The following is a 24618-nucleotide window of genomic DNA, read 5'->3' on the forward strand; positions in this document are numbered from 1 at the left end:
ATATATACAAGCTGCAGGCAGGATGCAGATGTTCTGTCCGAACACCTCATTTTTCATCAGCCGGAGCTGAAAGATGAAGAATTTTCGTTAAGTTTGCATGCTGTTGAGAACCTTGTTATCGCATGGCAGACAAACTTACACCCGAACAGCGGCACAAGTGCATGTCCAGCATCCGCAGCCGCAACACCAAGCCCGAAGTTTTGGTGCGTAGGTTCCTGTTTGCCAATGGGCTGCGTTTTCGCATCAACGTCCGCCGCCTGCCCGGCACGCCCGACATCGTGCTGCGCAAGTATCGCACCGTCATCTTCGTAAACGGCTGCTTCTGGCACGGCCATGAAGGCTGCCGCTACTTCGTCCTTCCCAAAACCCGTACCGACTTCTGGCAAGCCAAGATCGAGCGCAACCGCGAGCGCGACCTTGCCGAACGCCTCCAGCTCCGCCGTATGGGTTGGCACGTCATCCAGGTGTGGGAGTGCCAGCTCAAGCCCAAGAACCGCGAACTGACCTTAAAAAGTATCGTCCACACCCTGAACCAAATTTTCCTACAGGATTATTCCATCCGTCAAGCCAAGCCTTATACAGAGCAGGAAGAAGGCAGCGGCATGGGGATGGCTGCGGAAGCGGAAAGTGAATACTGCTACCAAACAACCACACCCAATAAAACAAATACAAAAAAGGATATTACTGACAAATATGAAACCTTATAAATGGTCAGAATGAAATATCGAGATATTTATAATTTCGCCATTCGATATTCTCAATAAAAAAATGTATTTTTGCAAGCATTAATTGACTAATAAATTGAATGATAGAAACAAAGACAAATATACAAAATATCAAACTCGTTGATTTCCCGGAGGAAATTGATGAGCAAAACGGTATAAAATTGTACGGAGAAATCAGTTGGGAGAATCAGCTTGCCGTGCTTAGCCATTATTTGCATAACAACGGTAATATCGAAGATAATGATTATAGAAAGGAAGTGATAAATGCAATTCGTGAGTTCTTGGAGCGAAAAAAAGAGATCAAGAACGAGGAAATAACAGAAGAATATGCAACAAAGGTGGCAGAAGATCCTATTGCTTATGATTTGTTTGCTGATTTTTTCAATGTGCCGTTTCCCGACCCGGGAGAACCTAAATTTACTTTTATAGATTTATTTGCCGGCATGGGTGGCTTCCGTTTAGCCATGCAAGCTCAGGGTGGCAAGTGCGTTTTTTCCTCAGAATGGAACAAATACGCCCAAAAAACCTACATGGCAAACTTTGGAGAAATGCCTTTTGGGGATATTACAAAAGATGTAACCAAAAGTTTTATTCCCCAAGAATTCGATGTGCTCTGTGCAGGTTTTCCTTGTCAACCATTTTCCATTGCAGGCGTTTCAAAGAAAAAAAGCCTCGGACGCGAAACTGGGTTCAAGGACAAAACGCAAGGCACTTTGTTTTTCGATGTAGCTGATATTATCAGTCGCCATCGTCCTAAAGCGTTTTTTTTGGAAAACGTGAAAAATCTAATGTCACATGACAAAGGCAATACGTTTAAAGTCATAAAAGGTACATTGGAAGAATTACGCTATTCGATTCATTATCTCGTGATGGATGGGCAAACTTACGTGCCCCAGCATAGGGAACGTATCATGATAGTAGGCTTTAATCGTGATATTTTTCATGGAGAAGAACAATTTACTTTTCCTAAACAAGAACAGGCTACTCGAAGTATTAAAGATATACTTGACCCAAACATTGATGAAAAATATACGTTGAGTGACAAATTATGGAACTACTTACAAAACTATGCCGAAAAGCACCGTGCGAAAGGCAACGGCTTTGGTTATGGATTGACGGATCTCAATGGTATTTCAAGAACACTTAGCGCACGGTATTACAAAGATGGTTCAGAAATTCTGATACCACAAGGTGAAGGTAAGAACCCTCGCAAACTTTCACCCCGTGAATGTGCTCGATTGATGGGATATCCTGATAAATATCGCCTCAACCAAGTTTCTGACGTGCAAGCTTACAGACAATGTGGAAATTCTGTTGTCGTGCCTCTTATCACTGCTGTTTCTGAACAATTAGTAAAAACTATGTTAACCGACAATAATATATGAGCGAAATATTAAATAGTGCAATAAATAAAGTACAAAACGCCCAATACGCATTTTGTCGCTTTATTACTGCTAACGATACCGGTAAAAACGGTTCGCATCAAGCAGGTTTTTACATACCAAAATGCGCAGCCGCACTTTTATTTGACACTCCGGGAGTGAAGGGTGAAAATAAAGATAAAATGGTAAAAGTAAAATGGCAAGACAAATTCACCACAGACAGCCGTTTTATTTATTACGGGCAGGGAACACGTAATGAATACCGAATTACCCGATTCGGGAAATGCTTTCCTTTCTTTGAAGAAGATAATGTGGGGGATTTACTCATCATTGCCAAACAAAGTGAAGATTATTATGATGGTTTTGTATTACAATCCGACCAAGACATAGATGATTTCTTCGCTTTCTTTAATTTATCACCGGAAATGACCAATCAATTGATTGACATTTCTCAAGCAATAACTCCTGAAAAGCAACTGGAAACGAGCATTCAAAAACTCATTTCTCTAAACACTGATTTTCCTGAAACAAATCAAATGGCAAAGTTTGCCAGAGAAATTTACAATGAAGCCCATCAAATTACAGATAATGACATTTGTAAATCTCCTGACAAGCAATTGTTGAAGTGGATTGATACGGAATATACTCTATTTCGCAATTTTGAGGAAAAAATATATGCTCCTATTTATAGCACACCATTTCCAAGCTGTCAAGAATTAGTTAAATTTTCCAACATCATCCTCAACCGTCGTAAATCCCGTGCAGGGAAGTCCTTGGAACATCATCTTGCCACCATTTTTACAGCTGCAAAATTAAAATACGAAGAACAAGCTGTAACAGAAGACAATAAGAAACCTGATTTCTTGTTTCCTGGCGGAGAAGCGTACCACAATCTCTTATTTCCGGCAGACAAACTGGTTTTCTTAGGGGCCAAGACAACTTGTAAAGATCGTTGGCGTCAAGTTTTGAATGAGGCAGACCGTATTGAAACTAAATATCTGTTCACTTTGCAACAAGGTATTTCCAAAAATCAATTGAGAGAGATGAAACATAATCACTTGAAATTGGTTGTACCGGCTCCTTATCTAAGTTCGTTTGATAAGGAGTTCCAAGCTGAAATAGAAACATTGTCATCATTTATAAACATAGTAAAGATAAAACAGCAAAGTTAAAACTTTTCTTTATCATTGAACCACTTGGCGAAATTATACTCGCAAAAAGTTCTGTAACAAGAGTAATCAAGTGTCCATTTTTTCTTTTCATTCGTAGCCGCTTATATTCATACTTTTCAACAATCCAGCTTAAGAGTTTTACAACCACAGAAAAACACAACTAACATTATGAAGCAACCTATAAAATATCAATATGCTTTGGATGAAGAGAATCATATTATTGATATCTCTATGATAAATAAGGAACATCGAATTCACTCAAACTACCATTGCCCCTCATGCGGAAGAGAACTTATTGCCAAATTAGGAGAGAAAAAACAAAAACATTTCGCCCATAAATTCGACACAGAGGGATTTCCCTGTAATAATGAGACGTATCTACACCAATTAGCAAAAATCAAAATCAAGGAGAAATTCGACAAGAGCGAATCATTCTTCATAAAACTTCGTGAAAAAGTAATATGCTCATCTGTCGAAAATTGCGAATTTGCAACAAACAAACATCTCTGCATCAAAGAGAGAGACAAACTTGTCAATCTAAAGAAATACTACAATCTGTGTAGTATAGAGAAGTCAATAAAAGACTTTCGAGCTGATTTATTATTAGAAAACACTATAACAGGAATAAAACCTATACTCATAGAAATTTTCGTTACACACCCTTGTACCCAAGACAAAATCAATTCTAAACTTCCTATCATTGAAATACCCATCCAATCAGAAGAAGATATCCAGATAATAGAAAACAAAACAGAGCTTTGTGGGCAAACATATAATTTCCCTATTAAAAATATATATGAGCCTATGGAAATAAATTATATCATACAAAAATATGTATTATTTAGTTCTGGCAAATATTCATATATACCGACACATCAAATAAGCTGTAAAAACATTGAAACTCCTCAATTTGAACACACTCTTCTGGATATCTCCGTTTACGACGGGAAACTTGAAAAAACCGAATTCTTTTACTACGCTATTTCGTTAGGGTATAATCTAAAGAATTGTTCCATTTGCCAACACTATAACTTCAAAGGTATATGTAAGAAAAGTAGAGAGATCAATACACCCATACAGCCGAATCCTTCGTATGCGTACTTTTGTAATTACTACAAAACCAATGAATTATTCCATAGAATATATAAACATGCAACTTCCAAAATCAGAATCAAAATAATTAAAAATGACACGAAATCATTCAACAATATTGACTTTAATTTTTTATACAGTCAAAAGATAGGCAATATATTGAACACCTGTATCTCTCAGTTAGAGCAATGTTACTACAAGAAAAGTCTGCGCCTACAAGTTGGAAGCATAAGCCACAATCTGAGTTGTTATTACAATTCGTGTGAGCGTTTCAAGATAAACAAATTTGCGTATGGTTTGAAATTCTATCATTCAATGCAACCTAAGAAAACACCTTTATTTCTCTATTGCATAAAAGAAGGTTTCTTCAATATAAAGAAAAAAAGCAACACAAAAAACATATATCTAAAAATAGAGGACGAACAAAGCTTAAAAGAATTCACCAGTTACACAGGAATAACCATCTATCCATGTGGACAATCCATCTTCCACAACATCGAAGAAAGGAAACATGAAAGACCCTCAAAGGAACAAACGAATCAAAAAAAGGAAAAAGAAGAACCATGTTGTATAAAAGAATTACCAAGCAAGAATACTCTTTATTTAGAAGATTTATTTAAAAATGAATCCAAAACATCTCTGACAAATAAAAATAAAGAAGAAGTTTTAGATTATATCGAAAAAGAATTCAAAGCCAGAAATATTTTCATAGAAAAACACCAAGAAAGCCCTGTAAGCTTAAGACCTTTATACAACGAATGTAAAAGAGAAGATATAAAAAGAGGGAATATATCACTAAAAATATTCAACACATCAAACGAACTTACCCCAATATTCATTCAGCCCTGTTTAAACAATGAGTCGCCTCTCAAAAATATACCTACTATTGTACTTAGGATTGATTCACAAGGAATGTGGAAAGAATGGAGTCACAAAAATTGCCTTTTAATAAAAGAAGGGAAGAATGGTGAATTTTACAACATAATTAATCTAAATGAAATAGTCCCCGACGAAACATTGAATTCGTTTTAACAGTATATTTGCATAACAATCATAAAACATTATCTACCCTATGAATACCTCCGAACAACCCTCATCCCCCACCCGCCACTCGTGCGTGGATTGCGGCACACAGAACTGTAAGTACCAGAACCGCACGTATCCCGAATTCTGCCCCACCACCCATCTGAAGGAGGAAGACCAGCAATGGGCACTGGAGCGCTACGACGAACCGCGCAACCACGACATCATGGTGGCCAGCGCCGAAGTGGAATACGAAGGCTACTGCCAATGGACACGCGTACAGGAAATCATGGAGTTTGCCCGAAAGATAGGGGCACGTAAGATAGGCATCGCCCACTGCATCGGTCTCATCCGCGAAGCACGCATCTTCACCCGCATCCTGCAAGCCAACGGCTTCGAACCGCTGGCGGTGATCTGCAAGGTGGCGGGTAAGGCGAAATCGTCCATCGGCATCCCGCAGGCGTGCGAAACCATCGGAGCGGCCATGTGCAACCCCATCCTGCAGGCGCGCCTGCTGAACGAGGCGCGGACGGACCTGAACGTGGTCATCGGCCTCTGCGTGGGGCACGACAGCCTGTTCTACAAGTACTCCGAGGCCTACGCCACCACCCTTGTCACCAAGGACCGCGTGACGGGCAACAACCCCGCCGCCGCGCTCTACACGGCGGAGTCGTACTATCGGAAGAAGTTCGGCTTGGAGCGGTAGTACCACACACCCACAACATCGGCCAGCGCCCAACCGATGGGGACGGACCACCAGATGCCCGTATAGCCCACCTGGGGCAGCGAAGCCAGCAGATAGGCCAGCAACACACGCGTGCCCAGCGACACCACCGTGAGCACCACCGACATGGAGGGAAGAGCCACGGCGCGATAGAAGCCGTAGAGCAGGAAGAGGTAGCCGATGCCCACGTAGAAGCTGCCTTCGATGCGCAGATACTCCACGCCGATGGCGATAATCTCTGCCTCGGACGGAGAGACGAAGAGCGACATCAGCCAGGGAGCGCCCACAAAGACGAGGGCGGAAACGAGCAGGGCGAAGGCGGTGGTGAGCCACACGGCACTGCGGATGCCGCGACGGATGCGGTCGGTGCGGCCGGCTCCGAAGTTCTGGGCGATGAAGGTGGAGAAGGCGTTGCCGAAGTCCTGCACGGGCATGTAGGCAAAGGAGTCGATCTTCACCGCCGCGGCAAAGGCGGCCATGACGGCCGTACCGAAGCTGTTGACCAAGCCCTGCACCAAGAGGATGCCGAAGTTCATGACCGACTGCTGGACGCACGTTAGCAACGAATAGGAGGACAGGCGGCGGATGGACGGAAAGTCGACCACACAGTCGGCCTTGCGCAAGCGCAGAGCGGGAAAACGGCGGCGGGTATAAAGATAAAGCCCCAGGGCGGCCACCGTCTGAGCCACTACCGTGGCAAAGGCCGCTCCCTCGACACCCATGTGCAAACCCAGCATAAAGAGGAGGTCGAGCCCGATGTTGAGCACCACAGACACGAGCAGGAAGCAGAGGGGCACCACGGAATTGCCCACCGCACGGAGCAGGAAGGCGTAGAAATTGTAGACGCACACAGGCACCATGCCCAGGAAGACAATGAAGAGGTAGCTGCGCGCCAGTGGCTCTACCTCGGGCGGCGTGTGGAGCAGGCGGATGACGGGCGTCAGCCAGAGGAGCGAAGCCACGTTGAGCACCAGCGTGACGCCGCCCACGATGAGCATGGACGAGAAGATGCTGCGCCGCAAGCCGTCGAACTCGCGCGCGCCATACTGCATGGAGAACACGGCACTGCACCCCATGCAGAGGCCGATGAAGATGGACGTGACAAACACGATGAGGGCATACGACGAACCCACGGCGGCCAGGGCATCGGCGCCAAGGACACGCCCCACGATGAGCGTATCGGCCACGTTGTAGCACTGCTGCAACAGGTTGCCCAGCATCAGCGGAAAGGCAAAGCGGAGCATCGTGCCCGTAATGCTGCCCTCCGTCAGATTTCCCTTGTACAAGTCGGCCATGGTTTCGCTTCTTGAAATGACGCCCAAAATTAAGGCACGCACGTCAGATATACAACGGTTGGACGAAGAGTTTTAGGGATACAAAGGGGTGAAAAGATAGATTTCTGCATATTTATTTGGAATATATTCATAAAAGTAATACCTTTGCGGCCGCAAAACAAAGAAAAAGACTCATGAACCAGACGTTACACATATCGAACAGGACCTGTCGGAAAGTCCGCCTGCACAAAGGTACGGACAGCCAGCAGACGGTACACGTCCACTGGTTCAGCGGGTTTATCTAAGCACCCTCCTCCCCTTCTTTTTGACATCCCCTTATCAAACTGGCAGGCACGCATGACGTCTGCCCGCCCCGTTCATTGTGTCCAACCTCAAAAGAAAGAGAAAGAGAGAATCGTTATGTTCAGCATTATATGTACCATGCTGGCCGGCATCGTCATCGGCCGCTTCCTGCACGACGGGAAGTTTCTGAAAAATATCGAGAAGAGCACTTCGCTCACCATCGCTGCCCTACTGTTTGTGCTGGGGCTGTCCATCGGCTCCAACCGCCTCATCGTGGAAAACCTGGGGCGCGTGGGATGGCAGGCGGCCATACTGGCCGTACTGAGCCTGGCAGGCAGCATCGTAGCCGCACGCATCGTTTTCCAACTGTTTTTTGAGAAAGGAGAAGAGAAATGAAGAACAATCTGATTGTACTCGCCATCTTCGGCATCGGCTGCCTGGCCGGCGCCGGCTTCCAACTGGAAGCAAACATGCACAACTGGTCGCTCTGCATCCTCTATGCCCTGATGCTGCAGGTGGGCATCGGCATCGGAAGCAACCGAAGCCTGCAACAGGAACTGAAGAAACTAAGCCCCAAGATGCTGTTGGTGCCGGCAGCCACCATCACAGGCACCCTGGCCTTCTCGGCCGCGGCAAGCCTGCTGCTGAGCCAGTGGAGCGTGTTCGACTGCATGGCCGTGGGCAGCGGATTTGCCTACTACTCGCTGTCGTCCATCCTCATCACGCAGTTCAAGGAGCCTTCCATCGGCCTCCAGCTGGCCACGGAGCTGGGCACCATCGCCCTGCTGAGCAACATCATCCGCGAAATGATGTCGCTGGTGGGTGCGCCCCTCATCCGCAAATACTTCGGACAGCTGGCTCCCATCTCGGCTGCGGGCGTCAACTCGATGGATGTGCTGCTGCCCTCCATCACGCGCTGCTCGGGCAAGGAGGTGATGCCCATCGCCATCTTCCACGGCATCCTCATCGACCTGAGCGTGCCCTTCTTCGTGAACCTGTTCTGCAACCTGTAGGAGACGAGAACAGAAATAGGCTGCACCTCCGAAGCAAAAGCTGAAAACGTTGTTTTCGCTTTGTGCTTCCCTCGGTTTGCTCTATCTTTTCATAAAATAGGCTGCACCTCCGAAGCAAAAGCTGAAAACGTTGTTTTCGCTTTGTGCTTCCCTCGGTTTGCTCTATCTTTGCACGCATTTCTCACGAAAAAAAACGTATCGCAAGCATGAACAGATTGAAAGGTTTTATCTACGGATTGGCCACGTCGGTGACGTTCGGCCTCATTCCGCTCTTCACCCTGCCGCTGATGCAGGGAGGCATGTCACTCGACTCCATCCTCTTCTACCGCTTCCTCTTCGCCACACTGGCGCTGGCGGGGATGATGAAGCTGCACAAGGAGCCCTTCGGCATTGAGGGACGAGACATTCCCTTCCTCCTGCTGCTGGCGGGTTTCTACACGGCTTCGGCCCTGTTTCTGTTTTGGGGATACGACTTCATGGGAGCAGGTGTGGCCACGACGCTGCACTTCACCTACCCCGTATTCGTCACGCTACTGATGCTGGTACTCTTCAGGGAACGGGCGTCGTGGGTGACGTGGGCGGCCATTGTGCTGGCCATCTATGGCGTGGCCAAGCTGTCACTGAAGGGCGGCGAGCTGGTACTCGACCCGATGGGGATGGTCATCGTGCTGCTCTCGGCCGTGGGTTACGCAAGCTACATTACGACGGTGAACAAGTCGCGCGTACGGACGATGAACAGCCGCAAGCTGGCTTTCTACGTGTTCGTCTTCACCACCCTGATGTTTGCCGTCAAGGCAGGGCTCAACGAAGGCATCCAGCCGATACCCGACGCCCTGTCAGCCACCAATCTGATACTACTGGCCGTAGTGCCGACGGTCATCTCGAACATCACCCTGCTGCTGGCCGTGAAGTACATCGGCGGTACGCTGACGTCCATCCTGGGCGCCATGGAGCCTGTGACGGCGGTGTGCATCGGCGCACTGGTCTTCGGCGAGGCGTTCACCTTGCAGGAGGCTTTCGGCATCGTCCTGATTCTGGTGGCCGTGACGCTCATCATCCTAAGCAAACCCATCCAACACACGCTGTCGTCCGTCTACAGGATGATACGGCCGAGGCATGCGTAAGGCTTATCCCACCACTTATTCTTCCACCGCCATCGCCACCATTTCCTGCAGGGTGGCAACGGCTTCTTCGACCGTAGGCACGTCCTTGACCAGCATGCTGCGTTTGCCGTTCTGCTCGCGCAGGTCGCAACGGCGGGTGTACTTCATCATATAGGCGATGACCTTGCCGAAGGCCTGGCTCTGATAGTAAGGGCTGTCGGGGTTGGACACAAAGAAGAGGGTCATGCGGCCACCTTTGAGGAACACCTTCTCGGCTCCCAGACGGGCGGCCAGACGACGCAGAGGAACGATGCGCAGCAGCTCTTCCGTCTCGGGCGGCACAGGGCCGAAACGGTCTTCGAGGCGGGCGCGGAAGGCGTCGACGTCCTTGTCGAGCACCAGCGAATCGAGCTCGCGATAGAGGAGCATGCGCTCGCTGCTGCCCGTAACGTAGGTGGCAGGCAAGAGGAGTTCGAGGTCGCTCTCCACCTGACATTCGTCCACAAACTGCTCGCCGCTGATCTGCCCGCTGCCGTCGGCCGCCTGCTGCTCTTCGGCCACCAGGTCGGCAAACTCGTCGTTCTTCAACTCGCGTACGGCTTCGGTCAGAATCTTTTGGTAGGTTTCGTAACCCAGGTCGGCGATGAAGCCGCTCTGCTCGGCGCCCAGCATGTTACCCGCCCCGCGGATGTCGAGGTCCTGCATGGCGATGTGGATGCCGCTGCCCAGGTCGGAGAAGTTTTCGATGGCTTGCAGGCGTCGCTTGGCTTCGGGCGTCAGGCTGGACAACGGAGGGGCCAACAGGTAACAGAAGGCTTTCTTGTTGCTGCGTCCCACACGCCCGCGCATCTGGTGCAGGTCGCTCAAGCCGAAGTTCTGCGCCTGGTTGATGATGATGGTGTTGGCGTTGGGGATGTCGATGCCGCTCTCGATGATGGTGGTGGCGATGAGCACGTCGTAGTCGTAGTTCACGAAGTCGAAGATGATCTTCTCCAGCTCGGCCGGCTCCATCTGGCCGTGACCGATGCACACGCGGCAGTCGGGTATGTTGCGCTCGATGAGGGCCTTCAGCTCGGGCAGGTTGGAGATGCGGTTGTTCACGAAGAACACCTGTCCGTTGCGGCTCATCTCGAAGTTGATGGCGTCGATGATGACTTCCTCGTTGAAGGTGTGTACCTCTGTCTGAACAGGGTAGCGGTTGGGTGGCGGCGTCTGGATAACGCTGAGGTCACGCGCACCCATCAGTGAGAATTGCAGGGTGCGGGGGATGGGCGTGGCGGTCATGGTGAGCGTATCGACATTCACCTTGAGCTGGCGAAGCTTCTCCTTGACGCTGACGCCGAACTTCTGTTCCTCGTCGATGATGAGCAGGCCCAGGTCCTTGAACTTGACATCCTTGCCCAGGATGCGGTGGGTGCCGATGAGGATGTTCACCTCGCCTGCAGCCAATCCCTTGATGACGGCCTTCGTCTGGGCAGCAGTGCGGGCGCGGCTCAGGTACTCCACGCGGCAGGGCAGGTCTTTCAGGCGCTCCTTGAACGTCTGGAAGTGCTGGTAGGCCAATACGGTGGTGGGCACCAGGACGGCCACCTGCTTATTGTCGCACGCGGCCTTGAAGGCGGCGCGGATGGCCACTTCGGTCTTTCCGAAGCCCACGTCGCCGCACACCAGCCGATCCATCGGCCGGGCGCTCTCCATGTCGGCCTTCACGTCGGCCGTGGCCTTGCTCTGGTCGGGCGTGTCTTCGTAGAGGAACGAGGCTTCGAGCTCGCGTTGCAGGAAGCTGTCGGGGCTGAACTGGAAACCTTTCTCCTCGCGGCGCTGCGAGTAGAGCTTGATGAGGTCGCGGGCAATATCCTTGATTTTCTTCTTCGTGCGGTCCTTCAACTTCTCCCACGCACCCGTGCCCAGCTTGTTGAGGCGGGGCGCTTCACCCTCCTTGCCCTTGTACTTGGACACCTTGTGGAGGGAGTGGATGGAGACGAACACCACGTCGTCGTTCTGATAGACAAGCTTGATAACCTCCTGCGTGGTGTTGCCGTTGGGGATGCGTACCAAGCCGGCAAAGCGACCTACACCGTGGTCGGTGTGCACCACGTAGTCGCCCGGCTGGAACTGGTTGAGCTCCTTCAACGAAAGGGCTACCTTGCCGCTGCGGGCCTTGTCGCTCTTGAGGTTGTACTTGTGGAAGCGGTCGAACAGCTGGTGGTCGGTGAAGACGCACAGGCGCAGCTGGTTGTCGGCAAAGCCTTCGTGCAGGGTCTTCTCGACCGCCGTGAAGGTAATCTTCTCGCCTCCGCGCTCCTCGAAGATGGCACGGATGCGGTCGGTTTGCTTGGTGCTGTCGCTACAGATATAGATGGTATAGCCGTCGGCCAGATAGCGGGCAAAGCTGTCGGCCACGAGGTCGAAGTTCTTGTGGAAGATGGGTTGCGCCGACGTGTCGAACTGAAGCGAAGCGTCGGGCGTGCCTGTGGGCTTGGTGCCGAACTCCAGGCGGCGGAAGTCGAGGGCACGGACGGTGAACTCGCCGCCGTCGATGAGCTTGCCCTCCAGACGGATGTCACCGTTCTCCTCCGCCTCGCGGGCGGCGATGGCTTGGGGAGTGAGAGCTTCGTCGTGCACCTGCTGGATGCGTTCGCGCAGCCACAGGAAGTCGCGCATGGACAGGATGGTGTCGGCGGGCAGGAAGTCGAGGAACGACACCATGCCGCCCGTGCCGCCTGCCGAGAGGTCATTGCTGAGGTCGGGCACGATGACCACGCTCTCCCGCTTCTCCTTGGACAGCTGCGTCTCCACCTCGAAGGTGCGCAGGCTCTCCACCTCGTCGCCGAAGAAGTCGATGCGGAAGGGATATTCGCTGGAGAAGGAGAAGACGTCAATGATGCTGCCTCGCACGGCATACTGGCCGGGTTCATAGACATAGTCGGTACGCTCGAAGCCATAGCTGTGGAGCACCTCGGTGACGAACGTCATGTCCACCTGCTCGCCGGCATGGAGGGTAAGTGTCTTCTCCTGAAGTTCACCCTGCGACACCACCTTCTCGGCCAGTGCGTCGGGAAAGGTGACGATGCACAAGCCGCGGCTGTCCTTCTGCAGGCGGCTGAGCACCTCGGTGCGGAGGATTTCGTTGGCGGCATCCTTCTGGCCGTACTTGATGGCGCGGCGGAAGGATGAAGGGAAGAAGAGTACCTGCCCGTCGCCCAGCACTTGCACCAGGTCGTGGTAGAAGTAACCCGCCTCCTCGCCGTCGCCCAGCACAAAGACGAACGGGCGACCTGCCCGCCCCACCAGCACCGAGGCCAGCAGGGAAGCCGACGAGCCGTGAAGCCCGCCCACGAAGAGGTGTTTCAGCTGGTCGTCGGCCAGCAGGCGCAAGGCCGCCTCGATCTGCGGATGGGCGGCGTATCGTTGTTGCAGTTCGGTAATCGTAAAGCTCATGTGCGTGAAAATTATCCGTGCAAAATTACGAAGAAAATGGATAAGAATATATCCGCCGCAAAGAAAAGCACTGTTTTCCTACTGAAAAAACAATGGAAAACACTACATTTGTGGCACATTTACAATCCATAGAAGATATGCATACATCAGACAGCATCGTCATCATCCCGACCTATAATGAACGGGAGAATATCGAGAACATCATACGGGCCGTCTTTGCCCTGGAGCATGGTTTCCACATCCTGGTCATCGAAGACGGGTCGCCCGACGGTACGGCCGAGATTGTCCGCCGCCTGCAACGCGAAGAGTTCGCCGACCGCCTGTTCATGGTGGAGCGTCGCGGTAAGCTGGGCTTGGGCACCGCCTACATCGCTGGTTTCCGCTGGGCGCTGGAGCACGACTACGAATACATCTTCGAGATGGACGCCGACTTCAGCCACAACCCCAAGGACCTGCCCCGCCTCTACAAGGCCTGTGCCGAAGAGGGGGCCGACGTGTCCATCGGCTCGCGCTACGTGAGCGGCGTCAACGTGGTGAACTGGCCCATGGGGCGCGTGCTGATGTCCTACTTCGCCTCGAAATACGTGCGCATCATTACGGGCCTGCCTATCCACGACACCACAGCGGGCTTCGTGTGCTACCGCCGCCGCGTGCTGCAAACCATCAACCTCGACTCCATCCGTTTCAAGGGCTATGCCTTCCAAATCGAGATGAAGTTCACCGCCTACAAGTGCGGCGCACAGGTGAAGGAAGTGCCCGTCATCTTTATCAACCGCGAGCTGGGCACCTCGAAAATGAACTCCAGCATCTTCGGCGAAGCCGTCTTCGGCGTCATCCGCCTGAAGTGGGACAGCTGGTTCAAGAAGTATCCTAAAATTAACGGCTAACAGACATGAAACGTACCCTCATCCACAACGCCCTCATCGTCAACGAGGGACAAACCATACAAGGCTCCGTGGTCATCACCGACCAGGGCCGCATCGCCGAGGTACTGACCCACGGCAAACCCCTCTCCGCCCCCTGCGACGAAACCATCGACGCCACTGGCTGCTACCTGCTGCCGGGTGCCATCGACGACCACGTGCACTTCCGCGACCCGGGCCTGACGCACAAGGCCGATATCCTCAGCGAAAGCCGGGCGGCGGCCGCAGGAGGCGTGACCAGCATCATGGACATGCCCAACACCCTGCCGCAAACCACCACCCTCGAAGCCCTCGACGCCAAGTTCAACCTGCTGGACGAACGCTGCATCGTGAATCACTCCGCCTACTTCGGCGCCACGAACAACAACTACGGCGACTTTGCCCGCCTAGACCGTTCGCGCGTGTGCGGCATCAAGCTCTTCATGGGTTCGAGTACGGGCAACATGCTGGTAGACCGCATGGAAAGCCTGCGCGCCATCTTCGGCAGCACCGACCTGCTCATCGCCGTCCATTGCGAGGACCCCGCCACCATCCGACGGAACATGGAGAAATACAAGGCGCAATATGCCGACGAAGACGACGTGCCCGTCAGCAAGCACCCCAACATCCGCTCTTCGGCCGCCTGCTACGCCTCGTCGAGCCTGGCCGTGAAGCTGGCGCGCGAAACGGGTGCCCGCCTGCATGTGCTCCACCTCTCCACCGCCCGCGAACTGAACCTGCTCGAGGCAGGCCCCGTCAGCGGCAAGAAGATTACAGGCGAGGCTTGTGTGGCCCATCTGCTGTTCAGCCAAACTGACTACCGCACGCTGGGCACCCTCATCAAATGCAACCCCGCGGTGAAGACCAAGGCCGACCGCGACGCCCTGCGCCGTGCCGTCAACGACGACGTGATAGACGTCATCGCCACCGACCATGCTCCCCACCTCATTACTGAGAAGAAGGGCGGCGCGCTGAAAGCCGTATCAGGCATGCCGATGGTGCAGTTCTCGCTCGTGAGCATGCTCCAGCTGGTAAATGAAGGCATCTTTACGATAGAGAAGGTTGTGGAGAAGATGTGCCACGCCCCCGCCCTGCTCTATGGCATCTGCGAACGCGGCTTCATCCGCGAAGGCTGGAAGGCCGACCTCGTGCTGGTGCGCCCCGACACCCCCTGGACGCTGGAGAAGAGCCTCATCCAAAGCAAGTGCGGCTGGAGTCCACTGGAAGGACACACCTTCGACTGGCACGTGGAGCGCACCTTCGTCAACGGACATACCGTTTACGACGGCCGCGAAGTCGACGAAAGCTATCGGGGCGAGGCACTGCGCTTCGACCGCTAAGTTCCTATTCACACCCTGCGGATGCAACCTTATTGACAAGACTGCATTCGCAGGCTAAAAAACAATCCGAAGGCTCTCAGGAGGCTGATACCTCTTTATCTGCCTTGACATTGCTCCGAAATTCGGAAGGTGTTACCCCCAAATGCTTCTTGACATATTGGGCAAAAAACGAAACGTTGGAAAATTCGAAATCGGCCGCAATCTCCTTGATGCTTTTGCTGGAATGCTTCAATTCACGAATAATATGCTCTATGGCATTCTCGTGAATCAACGTCAAGGCATTCTTTCCGCTGATGCGTTTAATGATACGCGACAAGTATTTGGGCGAATAACAAAACAAATCGGCATAATATTCTAAGGTCCGATGTCTGCCACTATCCGCCGCCATTGTTTCCATAAAACGCTTGAAAATAAAGTCCGGACGATTGACCAAAGTACGCATATCTTCATTGGAAACAACTGTCTGCTGACTGATAGCCGCAACTAATTCCACAAAAAAGGCGGAGGACAAATACAACAATATTTCTTTCTGATAAGGGTCTTCACACAATGTCAGTTTGCGTTCAATCAATCCCAAATATTGATTGAACAGCTCTTTGTTTTCTTCATCAAAGTGCTTGACAGGATTTCGATGTAGATAGTGGAATGATTTCCAAGTATATTTTTCAGTCTGCGTCAGCCGTTGTATAAACCGATTCGACAAGCCAATGATTTTCACCTTATAAGAAGGAGAAGCCAGCACCTCACCAATCAGCATATTCGGCAGACTCACCAACAGATCATCAGCCTTCAAATGACAAGTCTGATTGTTCAATTCCAACTTTACCTCGCCTTCCATGCAATAAATCATCAGAAGGACTTCCATCTTGATTGTTTTACCTCCAGCCAGAATGTTCTCCAAGCGGTCGGTCACGAACAGATAGTCATCCAAACAACAGTTCTGTCCGCCGTATCGCTTCAGCGTTTCGATACCAATATGTTCAATAATCTTTTCCATTTTTATTTTTTCTGCAAAGATGGAGATTTATGCGACATTATCAATATTCAATTTTCCCCTTAACACATTCAATTTACCACGTTTAATAATTATTTTATCAAGCAAGGAGAAAATACAACATTTCTCCAAGAAAATTCATAGCAACCATTCTGGAACAAGGCACTACTTTTGCGCAAATTTTTAAAACGAACTAATATGACAATAAAAAACATTCAAAACCACATGCGATGGTTTGCTTTTACTGGATGCTTGGTCGGACTCACAGCCTGCCAGTCGGAAAAGCAAGAACAAGCCCAACAAAACTATGCCATCGCTACCATTCATGCCGATGCCAACAAAGAGATAACCACTTCCTATTCTGCCTCCATCGAAGGAATGCAGGACATCAATATCTACCCGCAAGTCTCCGGCTATCTCGAGAAACTCAACGTATCCGAAGGAGAGATTGTACGCAAAGGGCAAATTTTGTTCGTCATCGACCAAGTGCCCTATAAGGTAGCTTTGCAAACAGCCATTGCCAACGTAGAAGTAGCCAAAGCCAGTCTTGCCACTGCAGAACTCACCTACAAAAGCACTCAGAAACTACACGAACAGAAAGTAGTATCCGACTTCAACCTGCAAACCACTAAAAACGAATATCTGACAGCCAAAGCACAACTAGCCCAAGCCGAAGCTCAGGAAGTAAATGCCCGCAACGACCTATCATATACCGAAGTAAAGAGTCCAAGTGACGGTGTGATAGGCATGTTGCCCTATCGTGTCGGAACACTCGTCAGCCCCAGCATGCCCCAACCGTTGACCACCGTTTCCGATAACTCGAACATGTACGTCTACTTCTCCATGACCGAAAACCAGCTACTCTCCCTAGCCCGCCAATATGGTACCATCGAAAAGGCACTGCAAGGAATGCCTGATATCCAGCTACAACTGAACGATGGCTCCACCTATGAAGAAAGCGGTAAAATAGAATCCATCAGCGGAGTCATCGACAAAGCGACAGGCACTGTAGGCGTACGCGCCGTCTTCCCCAACCCAGACCGACTACTACACAGCAGTGCATCGGGCAACGTATTAATCCCCAGTACCTATACCAACTGTATCGTTATTCCCCAAGGAGCTACTGTGCAGCTACAAGACCAAATATTAGTCTACAAGGTTGTAGACGGAAAAGCCGTATCTACTCTGATCAAAGTAGCTCCAGTAAATGATGGAAAAGAATACATTGTTACAGACGGCCTGAAACCTGGTGATGAAATTATCTCCAACGGAGCAGGAATGATCCGCGAAGGAACTCAAGTAAAATAACAGACGCTTTATGAAAGGAAACATATTCATTAAAAGGCCGGTTATGGCCATATCCATATCCATCCTAATTCTTATAGTAGGTTTTATTTCACTCTACACCCTGCCCGTAGAGCAATATCCCGACATCGCTCCACCTACAGTCCGCGTAGAAGCTACTTATACAGGAGCCAACGCAGAAGCTGTAATGAACAGTGTCATCATGCCACTAGAAGAAAGCATCAACGGCGTAGAAGATATGATTTACATCACTTCTACCGCCACAAATGCCGGCACTGCTGAAATTCTCGTATATTTTAAGCAAGGAACCGATCCTGATATGGCAGCGGTCAATGTACAGAACCGTGTATCCGAAGCACAAGGTCTGTTACCATCCGAAGTTACGGCCATAGGTGTTAGCACCATGAAACGCCAGAACAGCTTCCTACAAATCAATAGCCTCATCAGCCCGAACGCACGTTACAATGAAACATTTTTGGCCAACTATCTCGACATCAATGTCATTCCCCAAATCAAACGTATTCAAGGAGTAGGAGACGTACAGCTGATGGGTGATACTTACAGTATGCGTATTTGGATGAAACCTGAAAAGATGGCCCAATACGGCCTGGTTCCTTCAGACATTACATCGGTACTGGGGGAACAAAATATTGAAGCTCCTACCGGCTCATTGGGAGAAAGCTCAGATAATGTATTCCAATATACCATGAAATACAAAGGACGACTAAAGGAAGTTGAAGAATTTGAAAATATGGTCATACGGTCACAATCGGATGGTTCTGTACTTCGCGTAAAAGATGTAGCCGATGTAGAATTAGGCCGTCAATCCTATAGTTTTCATGGTGAAGCAGACGGTGTGCCTAGTGTTACGTTTATGGTATTCCAAGTGGCTGGAGCAAACGCCACTGCCGTAAATCAAGAAATTACCAATTTGCTGGACGATTTAGCCAAAGATCTGCCCGAAGGAACGGAATTTATCCAAATGATGAGTGTCAACGATTTCCTTTTCGCTTCCATCGACAACGTGGTAGAGACACTGATTATCGCCATCCTGCTGGTTATTCTTGTAGTGTACTTTTTCCTGCATGACTTCAAAAGTACACTTATTCCTTCTATCTCCATCATCGTCTCACTAATAGGTACATTCGCTTTCCTATCCATAGCAGGGTTCAGCATCAACATCCTGACACTGTTCGCTTTAGTGCTGGCTATCGGTACAGTAGTTGATGATGCTATCGTAGTCGTAGAGGCCGTACAAGCCAAATTCGATGTAGGCTATCGCTCTCCATATTTAGCCACTAAAGATGCCATGAGCGACGTAACGATGGCTGTCATCTCATGTACCTGTGTATTCATGGCTGTATTCATCCCAGCCACTTTTATGGGAGGAACTTCTGGTGTATTCTACACTCAATTCGGTGTGACCATGGCAGTAGCTGTAGGTATCTCCTGTTTGAATGCTCTGACTCTCTGTCCAGCTCTGTGCGCCATGATGATGAAACCCTCTGAAGAACAGAAAAACGCACGAAGCATCAACGGACGAGTACGCGCCGCCTATAACGCATCCTACAATGCCTTATTAAGAAAATACAAGAAAGGACTGATGTTCTTCTTCCATCACCGTTGGATGGTATGGACTTCACTTGGAATAGCCTGTATACTATTGGTTTATTTCATGGCTACAACCAAAACAGGACTGGTTCCTCAAGAAGACCAAGGAACTATCATGATCAACATCAGTACCTCACCTGGAAACTCGTTGGCCGAAACCAATAAAGTAATGGACAAAGTACAAGATATCCTTAAAAATACTCCTGAGATAGAGCATTATTCACGCATCACCGGTTACGGATTGCTTTCAGGACAAGGGACATCGTATGGTACAGTTATTATTCGTCTGTATCACTGGGATCAGAGAAAAGGTAAGGAACATACCGCAGAAGCAGTAATGAAACGCCTGAATATTCAATTCAGTAATATTAAAGAAGCTCAGGTTTTCTGCTTCCAGCCAGCCATGATTCCCGGCTATGGTACAGGTAACTCTATCGAACTTTACATGGAAGACAAAACTGGAGGCGATATGGCATCTTTCTTCAAATCAATAACTGAATTTATTGGTACCCTGAATCAACGACCCGAGGTAGCCATGGCCTATAGTTCCTATGCCATGAATTTCCCGCAGATAGCCGTCGACGTAGATGCCACCAAATGCAAGCGTGCCGGCATCAGCCCCAACGATGTACTTGATGCAGTAGGTTCCTATTGCGGCGGTTCCTACGTATCCAACTATAACAAGTTTGGAAAAGTATACCGTGTTATGATTCAAGCTTCTCCCCAAAAACGTTTGGACCAACATGCACTGGACAACATGTTCGTACGCAATGGTGAAGAAATGGCTCCAGTCAGCCAATTTGTCACACTTCGTTCTGTGCTTGGTGCCGAGATAGCCAAACGATTCAACCTTTATAACACGATCAACGTAAACGTGAATGTAGCCGAAGGCTATTCGACCGGTGAAGCCCAGCAAGCCATCCATGAAGTAGCCGAGCAAATGCTGCCTTCAGGTTACGGCTACGAATATGGTGGTATGGCTCGTGAAGAGGCCAGTAGCGGAGGCGCACAGACTGTCTTTGTCTATACTCTCTGTACTGTACTCATCTACCTTATTCTATCGTGCCTTTACGAAAGTTTTCTTGTCCCGCTGGCAGTCATTCTTTCTGTTCCTTTCGGACTGATGGGCAGCTTCCTCTTTGCCCGCGTCTTCGGACTGGAAAACAACATCTACCTGCAAACTGGTGCCATCATGTTGATTGGTTTGCTGGCAAAAACAGCCATTCTAATTACAGAATATGCCATCGAACGCCGCCGTACGGGCATGGGAATCATCTCATCCGCCTACTCGGCTGCACAAGCCCGTTTCCGCCCCATCCTGATGACCGTACTTACCATGATTTTCGGTATGCTTCCACTGATGTTCTCCACCGGCGCAGGAGCTAACGGTAACAGCTCATTGGGTACTGGCGTCGTAGGTGGTATGCTTATCGGAACTTTGGCCCTCATTTTCGTCGTGCCTATATTCTTCATCGTTTTCGAGTACCTGCAAGAGAAACTACGAGGCCCCATGCATAAAGAACCCGACGCACAAATCATCTACGAAAAAGAACAGACACTGATCGAAAAAAGTGCCTTTAACACAGAAAAGTAAACCGAGAACATTATGAACGCAAAACAAAAATTCATTATACTAGGTACAACCCTCCTGTTGAGTGGTTGCGGGATTTATACCAAATATGAACCTCAGGACACCGTTCCCGACAACCTGTACGGCGAAGAAGCAGCCTCCCTGTCGGCCGATACGACCAGTATCGCCGACATCGACTGGCGCGACTTCTTTAATGATCCCTATCTACAAGCATTGATAGAAAAGGGATTGGCACAGAACACTGATGTGCAAACGGCCAATCTACGCATCGAAGAAGCCAAAGCTTCTCTACTTTCGGCGAAGTTAGCCTTTCTGCCCTCTTTCGCCCTGTCTCCACAAGGTTCAATAAACACGGTGGAGAGTCAAGTGTCGCGCACCTACACATTGCCGATTACAGCCAGTTGGGAATTGGACATCTTCGGAAAACTTCGCAATGCCAAACGACAAGCCAAGGCAGCCTATGCCCAAAGCGAAGATTACCGCCAAGCTGTCTATTCCAGCTTGACTGCCAATATTGCCAATACCTATTATACCCTGCTGATGCTTGACGAACAGTTGGATATTTCTCGACAAACAGCAAATAGCTGGAAAGAAACCGTATCGTCTACTCAGGCATTGATGGATGCCGGACTGGCTGACGAAGCAGCCGTTTCGCAAATGCAAGCCACCTATTACGAAGTACAAAATTCGGTAATCGACCTCGAGGAACAAATCAACCAGGTAGAGAACAGCCTTTCACTACTCCTGGCCGAAACACCACGACACTACCCACGAGGCAAACTTTCTGATCAAGAATTTACCTCTGACCTTAGTACCGGTATCCCTCTACAAATGTTGTCACGCCGACCCGATGTACGAATGACAGAACGCCAACTGGAACAAGCCTTTTATACGACCAACCAAGCCACTGCCGCTTTCTATCCCTCCATCACGCTAAGCGGCAGTGCAGGATGGACCAACTCCATAGGTAGTCTCATTTCCAATCCAGCACAGTTTATCACATCAGCTTTGGCCTCCCTCACCGAACCGCTCTTCAACCGTGGTACACTCATCGCCCGCCGACGTATCGCCAAGGCTCAACAGGAAGAAGCCCTGCTAGCCTTCAGACAACAACTGCTGGACGCTGGCACGGAAGTGAACGATGCTCTTGTATCCTATCAGACCAGTAAACGAAAAAAAGAGAACTACCGGCAGCAAATAGAAGCATTGGAACGAGCCTACACCAGTACCTCACTATTGATGGAAAATGGTAATACAACCTATCTGGAAGTACTTACCGCCCGCCAAAGTCTGCTTGCAGCCCAACTGTCCCAGACAGCCAATCAGTTTAAGGAAATCCAAAGCCTCATCAACCTATATCAGGCATTAGGAGGCGGACAAGAACTCTGACAACGCGACAAAACTACAGTCCCTGACCACGTTTCCTAACATCTCTCTTCATTCTTAATATCTGTGTCTACAAAAACAAGCAAGGAAACAACGTCGGGGACTATTTGCCTCCCAGCTGACTGTTTCTGTTGTAAAACACACTCTTTCCGTCAACAAGATGTCAACAAAATCACTATCTTGCAACATGTTTAACCCCTAATACATAACATTATGATTATTGGTGTACCGAAAGAGATCAAAAACAATGAGAATCGTGTCGGCATGACGCCGGCCGGAGTGGCCGAACTCGTCAAGCGGGGACATACTGTGTATGTACAGCAAACAGCTGGCGCCAACAGCGGATTTACCGATGAAGACTATACAAGCGTAGGCGCAAAGATGCTTCCCACCATCGAAGACGTCTATGCCACCGCCGACATGATTGTCAAAGTCAAAGAGCCCATCGCTCCCGAATACAAGCTCATTCGCCGCGGACAAGTGGTATTTACCTATTTCCACTTTGCCGCTGACCGCGCCCTGACCGAAGCCATGATAGCCAGTGGAGGTATCTGCATCGCCTACGAAACAGTAGAATTGCCCGACCATTCATTACCGCTGCTTGTCCCCATGAGCGAAGTAGCTGGCCGCATGTCTGTACAAGAAGGTGCACGCTTCCTCGAAAAGCCCCAGGGAGGTAAAGGAAAACTGCTGGGAGGAGTACCAGGCGTACGCCCTGCCCGCGTACTGATATTGGGCGGAGGTATCGTAGGATGCAACGCTGCACAGATGGCAGCCGGCATGGGTGCTGAAGTGATGATCACGGACATCAACCTGGCCCGCCTGCGCTATTTGAGTGAAGTACTGCCCAAGAATGTGAAGACTCTCTACTCCTCGGCCCATAACATTCGCATGGAATTACCCACCATCGATCTGGTTATCGGCTCCGTGCTCATCCCAGGCGACAAGACGCCTCACCTCATCACCCGCGACATGCTTTCACTAATGAAGCCTGGCACTGTACTTGTCGATGTAGCCATCGACCAAGGCGGCTGCTTTGAAACGTCGCACCCCACCACGCACAGCGATCCGACGTATATTGTAGACGGAATCGTACATTATGCCGTAGCCAACATCCCCGGCGCCGTACCTTTCACTTCAACCATGGCTCTGACCAATGCTACTCTGCCTTACACCGTAGCCCTGGCCGACAAGGGTTGGCAACGCGCCTGCAAAGATAATCCTGCCCTCGCACTAGGTGTCAATGTTGCTGATGGAAAAGTTGTCTACAAAGCCGTAGCCGACGTCTTTGGATTACCATACGAACAACTAGCACTATAAAGATAGAAATCTAAAAAAACAAAGGCACGGATTTCACGGACGAAAGCGAAAGCCACAATCAGCTTGTCACGCGTATCCGTAAAATCCGTGCCTGCTTATTATTTCTATGGTCAATTCAATATTTCGGCATCTTCTGCACTGTCTTTCATCGTTTCCAGATCCTTAGGCAACGGACGACGACTGGAAAATTTAATCCAGTTCACCAATTCGGACAAAGCGTAAACCAAACACGTCACACCGATGATAATGAAAGCAGTAGAGCGAACACCCGTAGGATTGAATAGCGTAACTACACCCGCAATCAGAATTAGCAGCGGAACAACATAAAACCCACCGGGCACTTTCATCCAACTACGAGCCGCCATGAGCGATGCTATCTGCTGTACACCTCCCATCATCAGGATAAAGCCCAATACAAAGGTCAGCAAATCTGCAAAAAAATCGGGCATAATGACCAGCCACAAACCGAAAAGCAGACTGCCCACAGCCTCGATAGGGAAGCGAAGGCGGTTCTCAGGTTTCTGCACCAGATAGCCAATCAGACCAATGAGCGAAGGAACCAGAAAAACAACGCCAATAGTAATCACCAAATACTCACCGGCCTGTGCCGGAAACAGGACCAATAGCAGTCCGATAATCAAAGCGCAGATGATGCGCATCAATGAATAATTCATTCCTTTCATATCTTTATAAATATAGTATACAACATTCAGAACGAACGATTGGTTCGCCTACCGCAAATATACACCTTTTTCCAACAAGCCAAAAAGAAATTCCACTGAATTCCGACCTGCCTCACCCTACCATTTACTTTGAAAACATAAACAGGAACTTTAGCGTCGTAAAGTGCCACTTTAGCGAGCTAAACATGGACTTTACGATGCTAAAGTTGATAGTTGGAAAAACACATTTCCAGT

The 24618-nt window shown here is 49.6% G+C and carries 18 protein-coding genes; 14 read left to right on the plus strand and 4 right to left on the minus strand.

What is annotated here, in order from left to right; translation table 11 throughout:
• Window positions 1–122 precede the first annotated feature (122 nt).
• The 5 genes from HF894_RS10380 (at window position 123) to HF894_RS10400 (ending at window position 6100) form a co-directional block, all read left to right on the plus strand.
• Window positions 123–707 (plus strand): very short patch repair endonuclease, encoded by a 585-nt coding sequence (locus HF894_RS10380; protein ID WP_083610532.1) that lies wholly within the window; start codon window positions 123–125, stop codon window positions 705–707.
• 98 nt (window positions 708–805) lie between these two features.
• On the plus strand, window positions 806–2110 hold the full coding sequence (gene dcm / locus HF894_RS10385) for a DNA (cytosine-5-)-methyltransferase (RefSeq protein ID WP_075317769.1): 1305 nt from the start codon (window positions 806–808) through the stop codon (window positions 2108–2110).
• Entirely contained in the window at window positions 2107–3279 is a 1173-nt protein-coding gene (locus HF894_RS10390; protein ID WP_075317770.1) for a type II restriction endonuclease, read from the plus strand. The genes dcm and HF894_RS10390 overlap by 4 nt, the downstream gene beginning before the upstream one ends.
• 168 nt (window positions 3280–3447) lie before the next feature.
• Complete coding sequence (locus HF894_RS10395) at window positions 3448–5403, plus strand: competence protein CoiA family protein (RefSeq protein ID WP_075317771.1); 1956 nt, start codon at window positions 3448–3450, stop codon at window positions 5401–5403.
• A gap of 40 nt (window positions 5404–5443) precedes the next feature.
• Window positions 5444–6100: a DUF1847 domain-containing protein gene (locus tag HF894_RS10400; protein ID WP_204972200.1), complete on the plus strand. Its 657-nt coding sequence runs from the start codon at window positions 5444–5446 to the stop codon at window positions 6098–6100.
• Here the strand turns inward: HF894_RS10400 and HF894_RS10405 are convergent.
• A complete protein-coding gene (locus tag HF894_RS10405) occupies window positions 6070–7413 on the minus strand; it encodes an MATE family efflux transporter (RefSeq protein WP_246593214.1) in 1344 nt (447 codons plus the stop codon). The two genes, HF894_RS10400 and HF894_RS10405, sit on opposite strands and share 31 nt — an antisense overlap.
• Before the next feature lie 399 nt (window positions 7414–7812).
• On the opposite strand from HF894_RS10405, the gene HF894_RS10410 reads away from it, so the two are divergent.
• The 3 genes from HF894_RS10410 (at window position 7813) to HF894_RS10420 (ending at window position 9832) form a co-directional block, all read left to right on the plus strand.
• Complete coding sequence (locus HF894_RS10410; RefSeq protein ID WP_022019748.1) at window positions 7813–8091, plus strand: LysO family transporter; 279 nt, start codon at window positions 7813–7815, stop codon at window positions 8089–8091.
• Entirely contained in the window at window positions 8088–8708 is a 621-nt protein-coding gene (locus tag HF894_RS10415) for a lysine exporter LysO family protein (RefSeq protein ID WP_204972202.1), read from the plus strand. The genes HF894_RS10410 and HF894_RS10415 overlap by 4 nt, the downstream gene beginning before the upstream one ends.
• 206 nt (window positions 8709–8914) lie before the next feature.
• Window positions 8915–9832: a DMT family transporter gene (locus HF894_RS10420; protein ID WP_204972204.1), complete on the plus strand. Its 918-nt coding sequence runs from the start codon at window positions 8915–8917 to the stop codon at window positions 9830–9832.
• Window positions 9833–9847: 15 nt separating this feature from the next.
• Here HF894_RS10420 and mfd read toward each other — a convergent pair whose 3' ends face one another.
• Window positions 9848–13252: a transcription-repair coupling factor gene (mfd, locus tag HF894_RS10425; protein WP_204972206.1), complete on the minus strand. Its 3405-nt coding sequence runs from the start codon at window positions 13250–13252 to the stop codon at window positions 9848–9850.
• 137 nt (window positions 13253–13389) lie between these two features.
• Here mfd and HF894_RS10430 point away from each other — a divergent pair, with 137 nt between their 5' ends.
• Together HF894_RS10430 and HF894_RS10435 are read left to right on the plus strand one after the other, a co-directional pair.
• Window positions 13390–14139, plus strand: coding sequence for a polyprenol monophosphomannose synthase (locus tag HF894_RS10430; protein ID WP_022019751.1), 750 nt, complete (start codon window positions 13390–13392; stop codon window positions 14137–14139).
• 5 nt (window positions 14140–14144) lie between these two features.
• Window positions 14145–15494, plus strand: coding sequence for a dihydroorotase (locus HF894_RS10435; RefSeq protein WP_204972208.1), 1350 nt, complete (start codon window positions 14145–14147; stop codon window positions 15492–15494).
• A gap of 76 nt (window positions 15495–15570) precedes the next feature.
• Here HF894_RS10435 and HF894_RS10440 read toward each other — a convergent pair whose 3' ends face one another.
• Window positions 15571–16491 (minus strand): helix-turn-helix domain-containing protein, encoded by a 921-nt coding sequence (locus tag HF894_RS10440; protein WP_204972210.1) that lies wholly within the window; start codon window positions 16489–16491, stop codon window positions 15571–15573.
• Between the two features lie 195 nt (window positions 16492–16686).
• Here HF894_RS10440 and HF894_RS10445 point away from each other — a divergent pair, with 195 nt between their 5' ends.
• From HF894_RS10445 to ald, 4 genes are all read left to right on the plus strand, one after another.
• On the plus strand, window positions 16687–17796 hold the full coding sequence (locus HF894_RS10445; RefSeq protein ID WP_246593215.1) for an efflux RND transporter periplasmic adaptor subunit: 1110 nt from the start codon (window positions 16687–16689) through the stop codon (window positions 17794–17796).
• A gap of 10 nt (window positions 17797–17806) precedes the next feature.
• Complete coding sequence (locus HF894_RS10450; protein WP_204972212.1) at window positions 17807–20998, plus strand: efflux RND transporter permease subunit; 3192 nt, start codon at window positions 17807–17809, stop codon at window positions 20996–20998.
• A 12-nt stretch (window positions 20999–21010) separates the two neighbouring features.
• Window positions 21011–22384 (plus strand): efflux transporter outer membrane subunit, encoded by a 1374-nt coding sequence (locus HF894_RS10455; RefSeq protein WP_204972213.1) that lies wholly within the window; start codon window positions 21011–21013, stop codon window positions 22382–22384.
• Window positions 22385–22594: 210 nt separating this feature from the next.
• Complete coding sequence (gene ald, locus HF894_RS10460; RefSeq protein ID WP_021848657.1) at window positions 22595–23701, plus strand: alanine dehydrogenase; 1107 nt, start codon at window positions 22595–22597, stop codon at window positions 23699–23701.
• 110 nt (window positions 23702–23811) lie between these two features.
• Here the strand turns inward: ald and HF894_RS10465 are convergent, their stop codons facing one another.
• A complete protein-coding gene (locus HF894_RS10465) occupies window positions 23812–24384 on the minus strand; it encodes an HdeD family acid-resistance protein (protein ID WP_075317783.1) in 573 nt (190 codons plus the stop codon).
• Between the last annotated feature and the right edge of the window lie 234 nt (window positions 24385–24618).

This window comes from Caecibacteroides pullorum, assembly GCF_019239235.1.
Lineage (GTDB): Bacteria > Bacteroidota > Bacteroidia > Bacteroidales > Bacteroidaceae > Bacteroides > Bacteroides pullorum.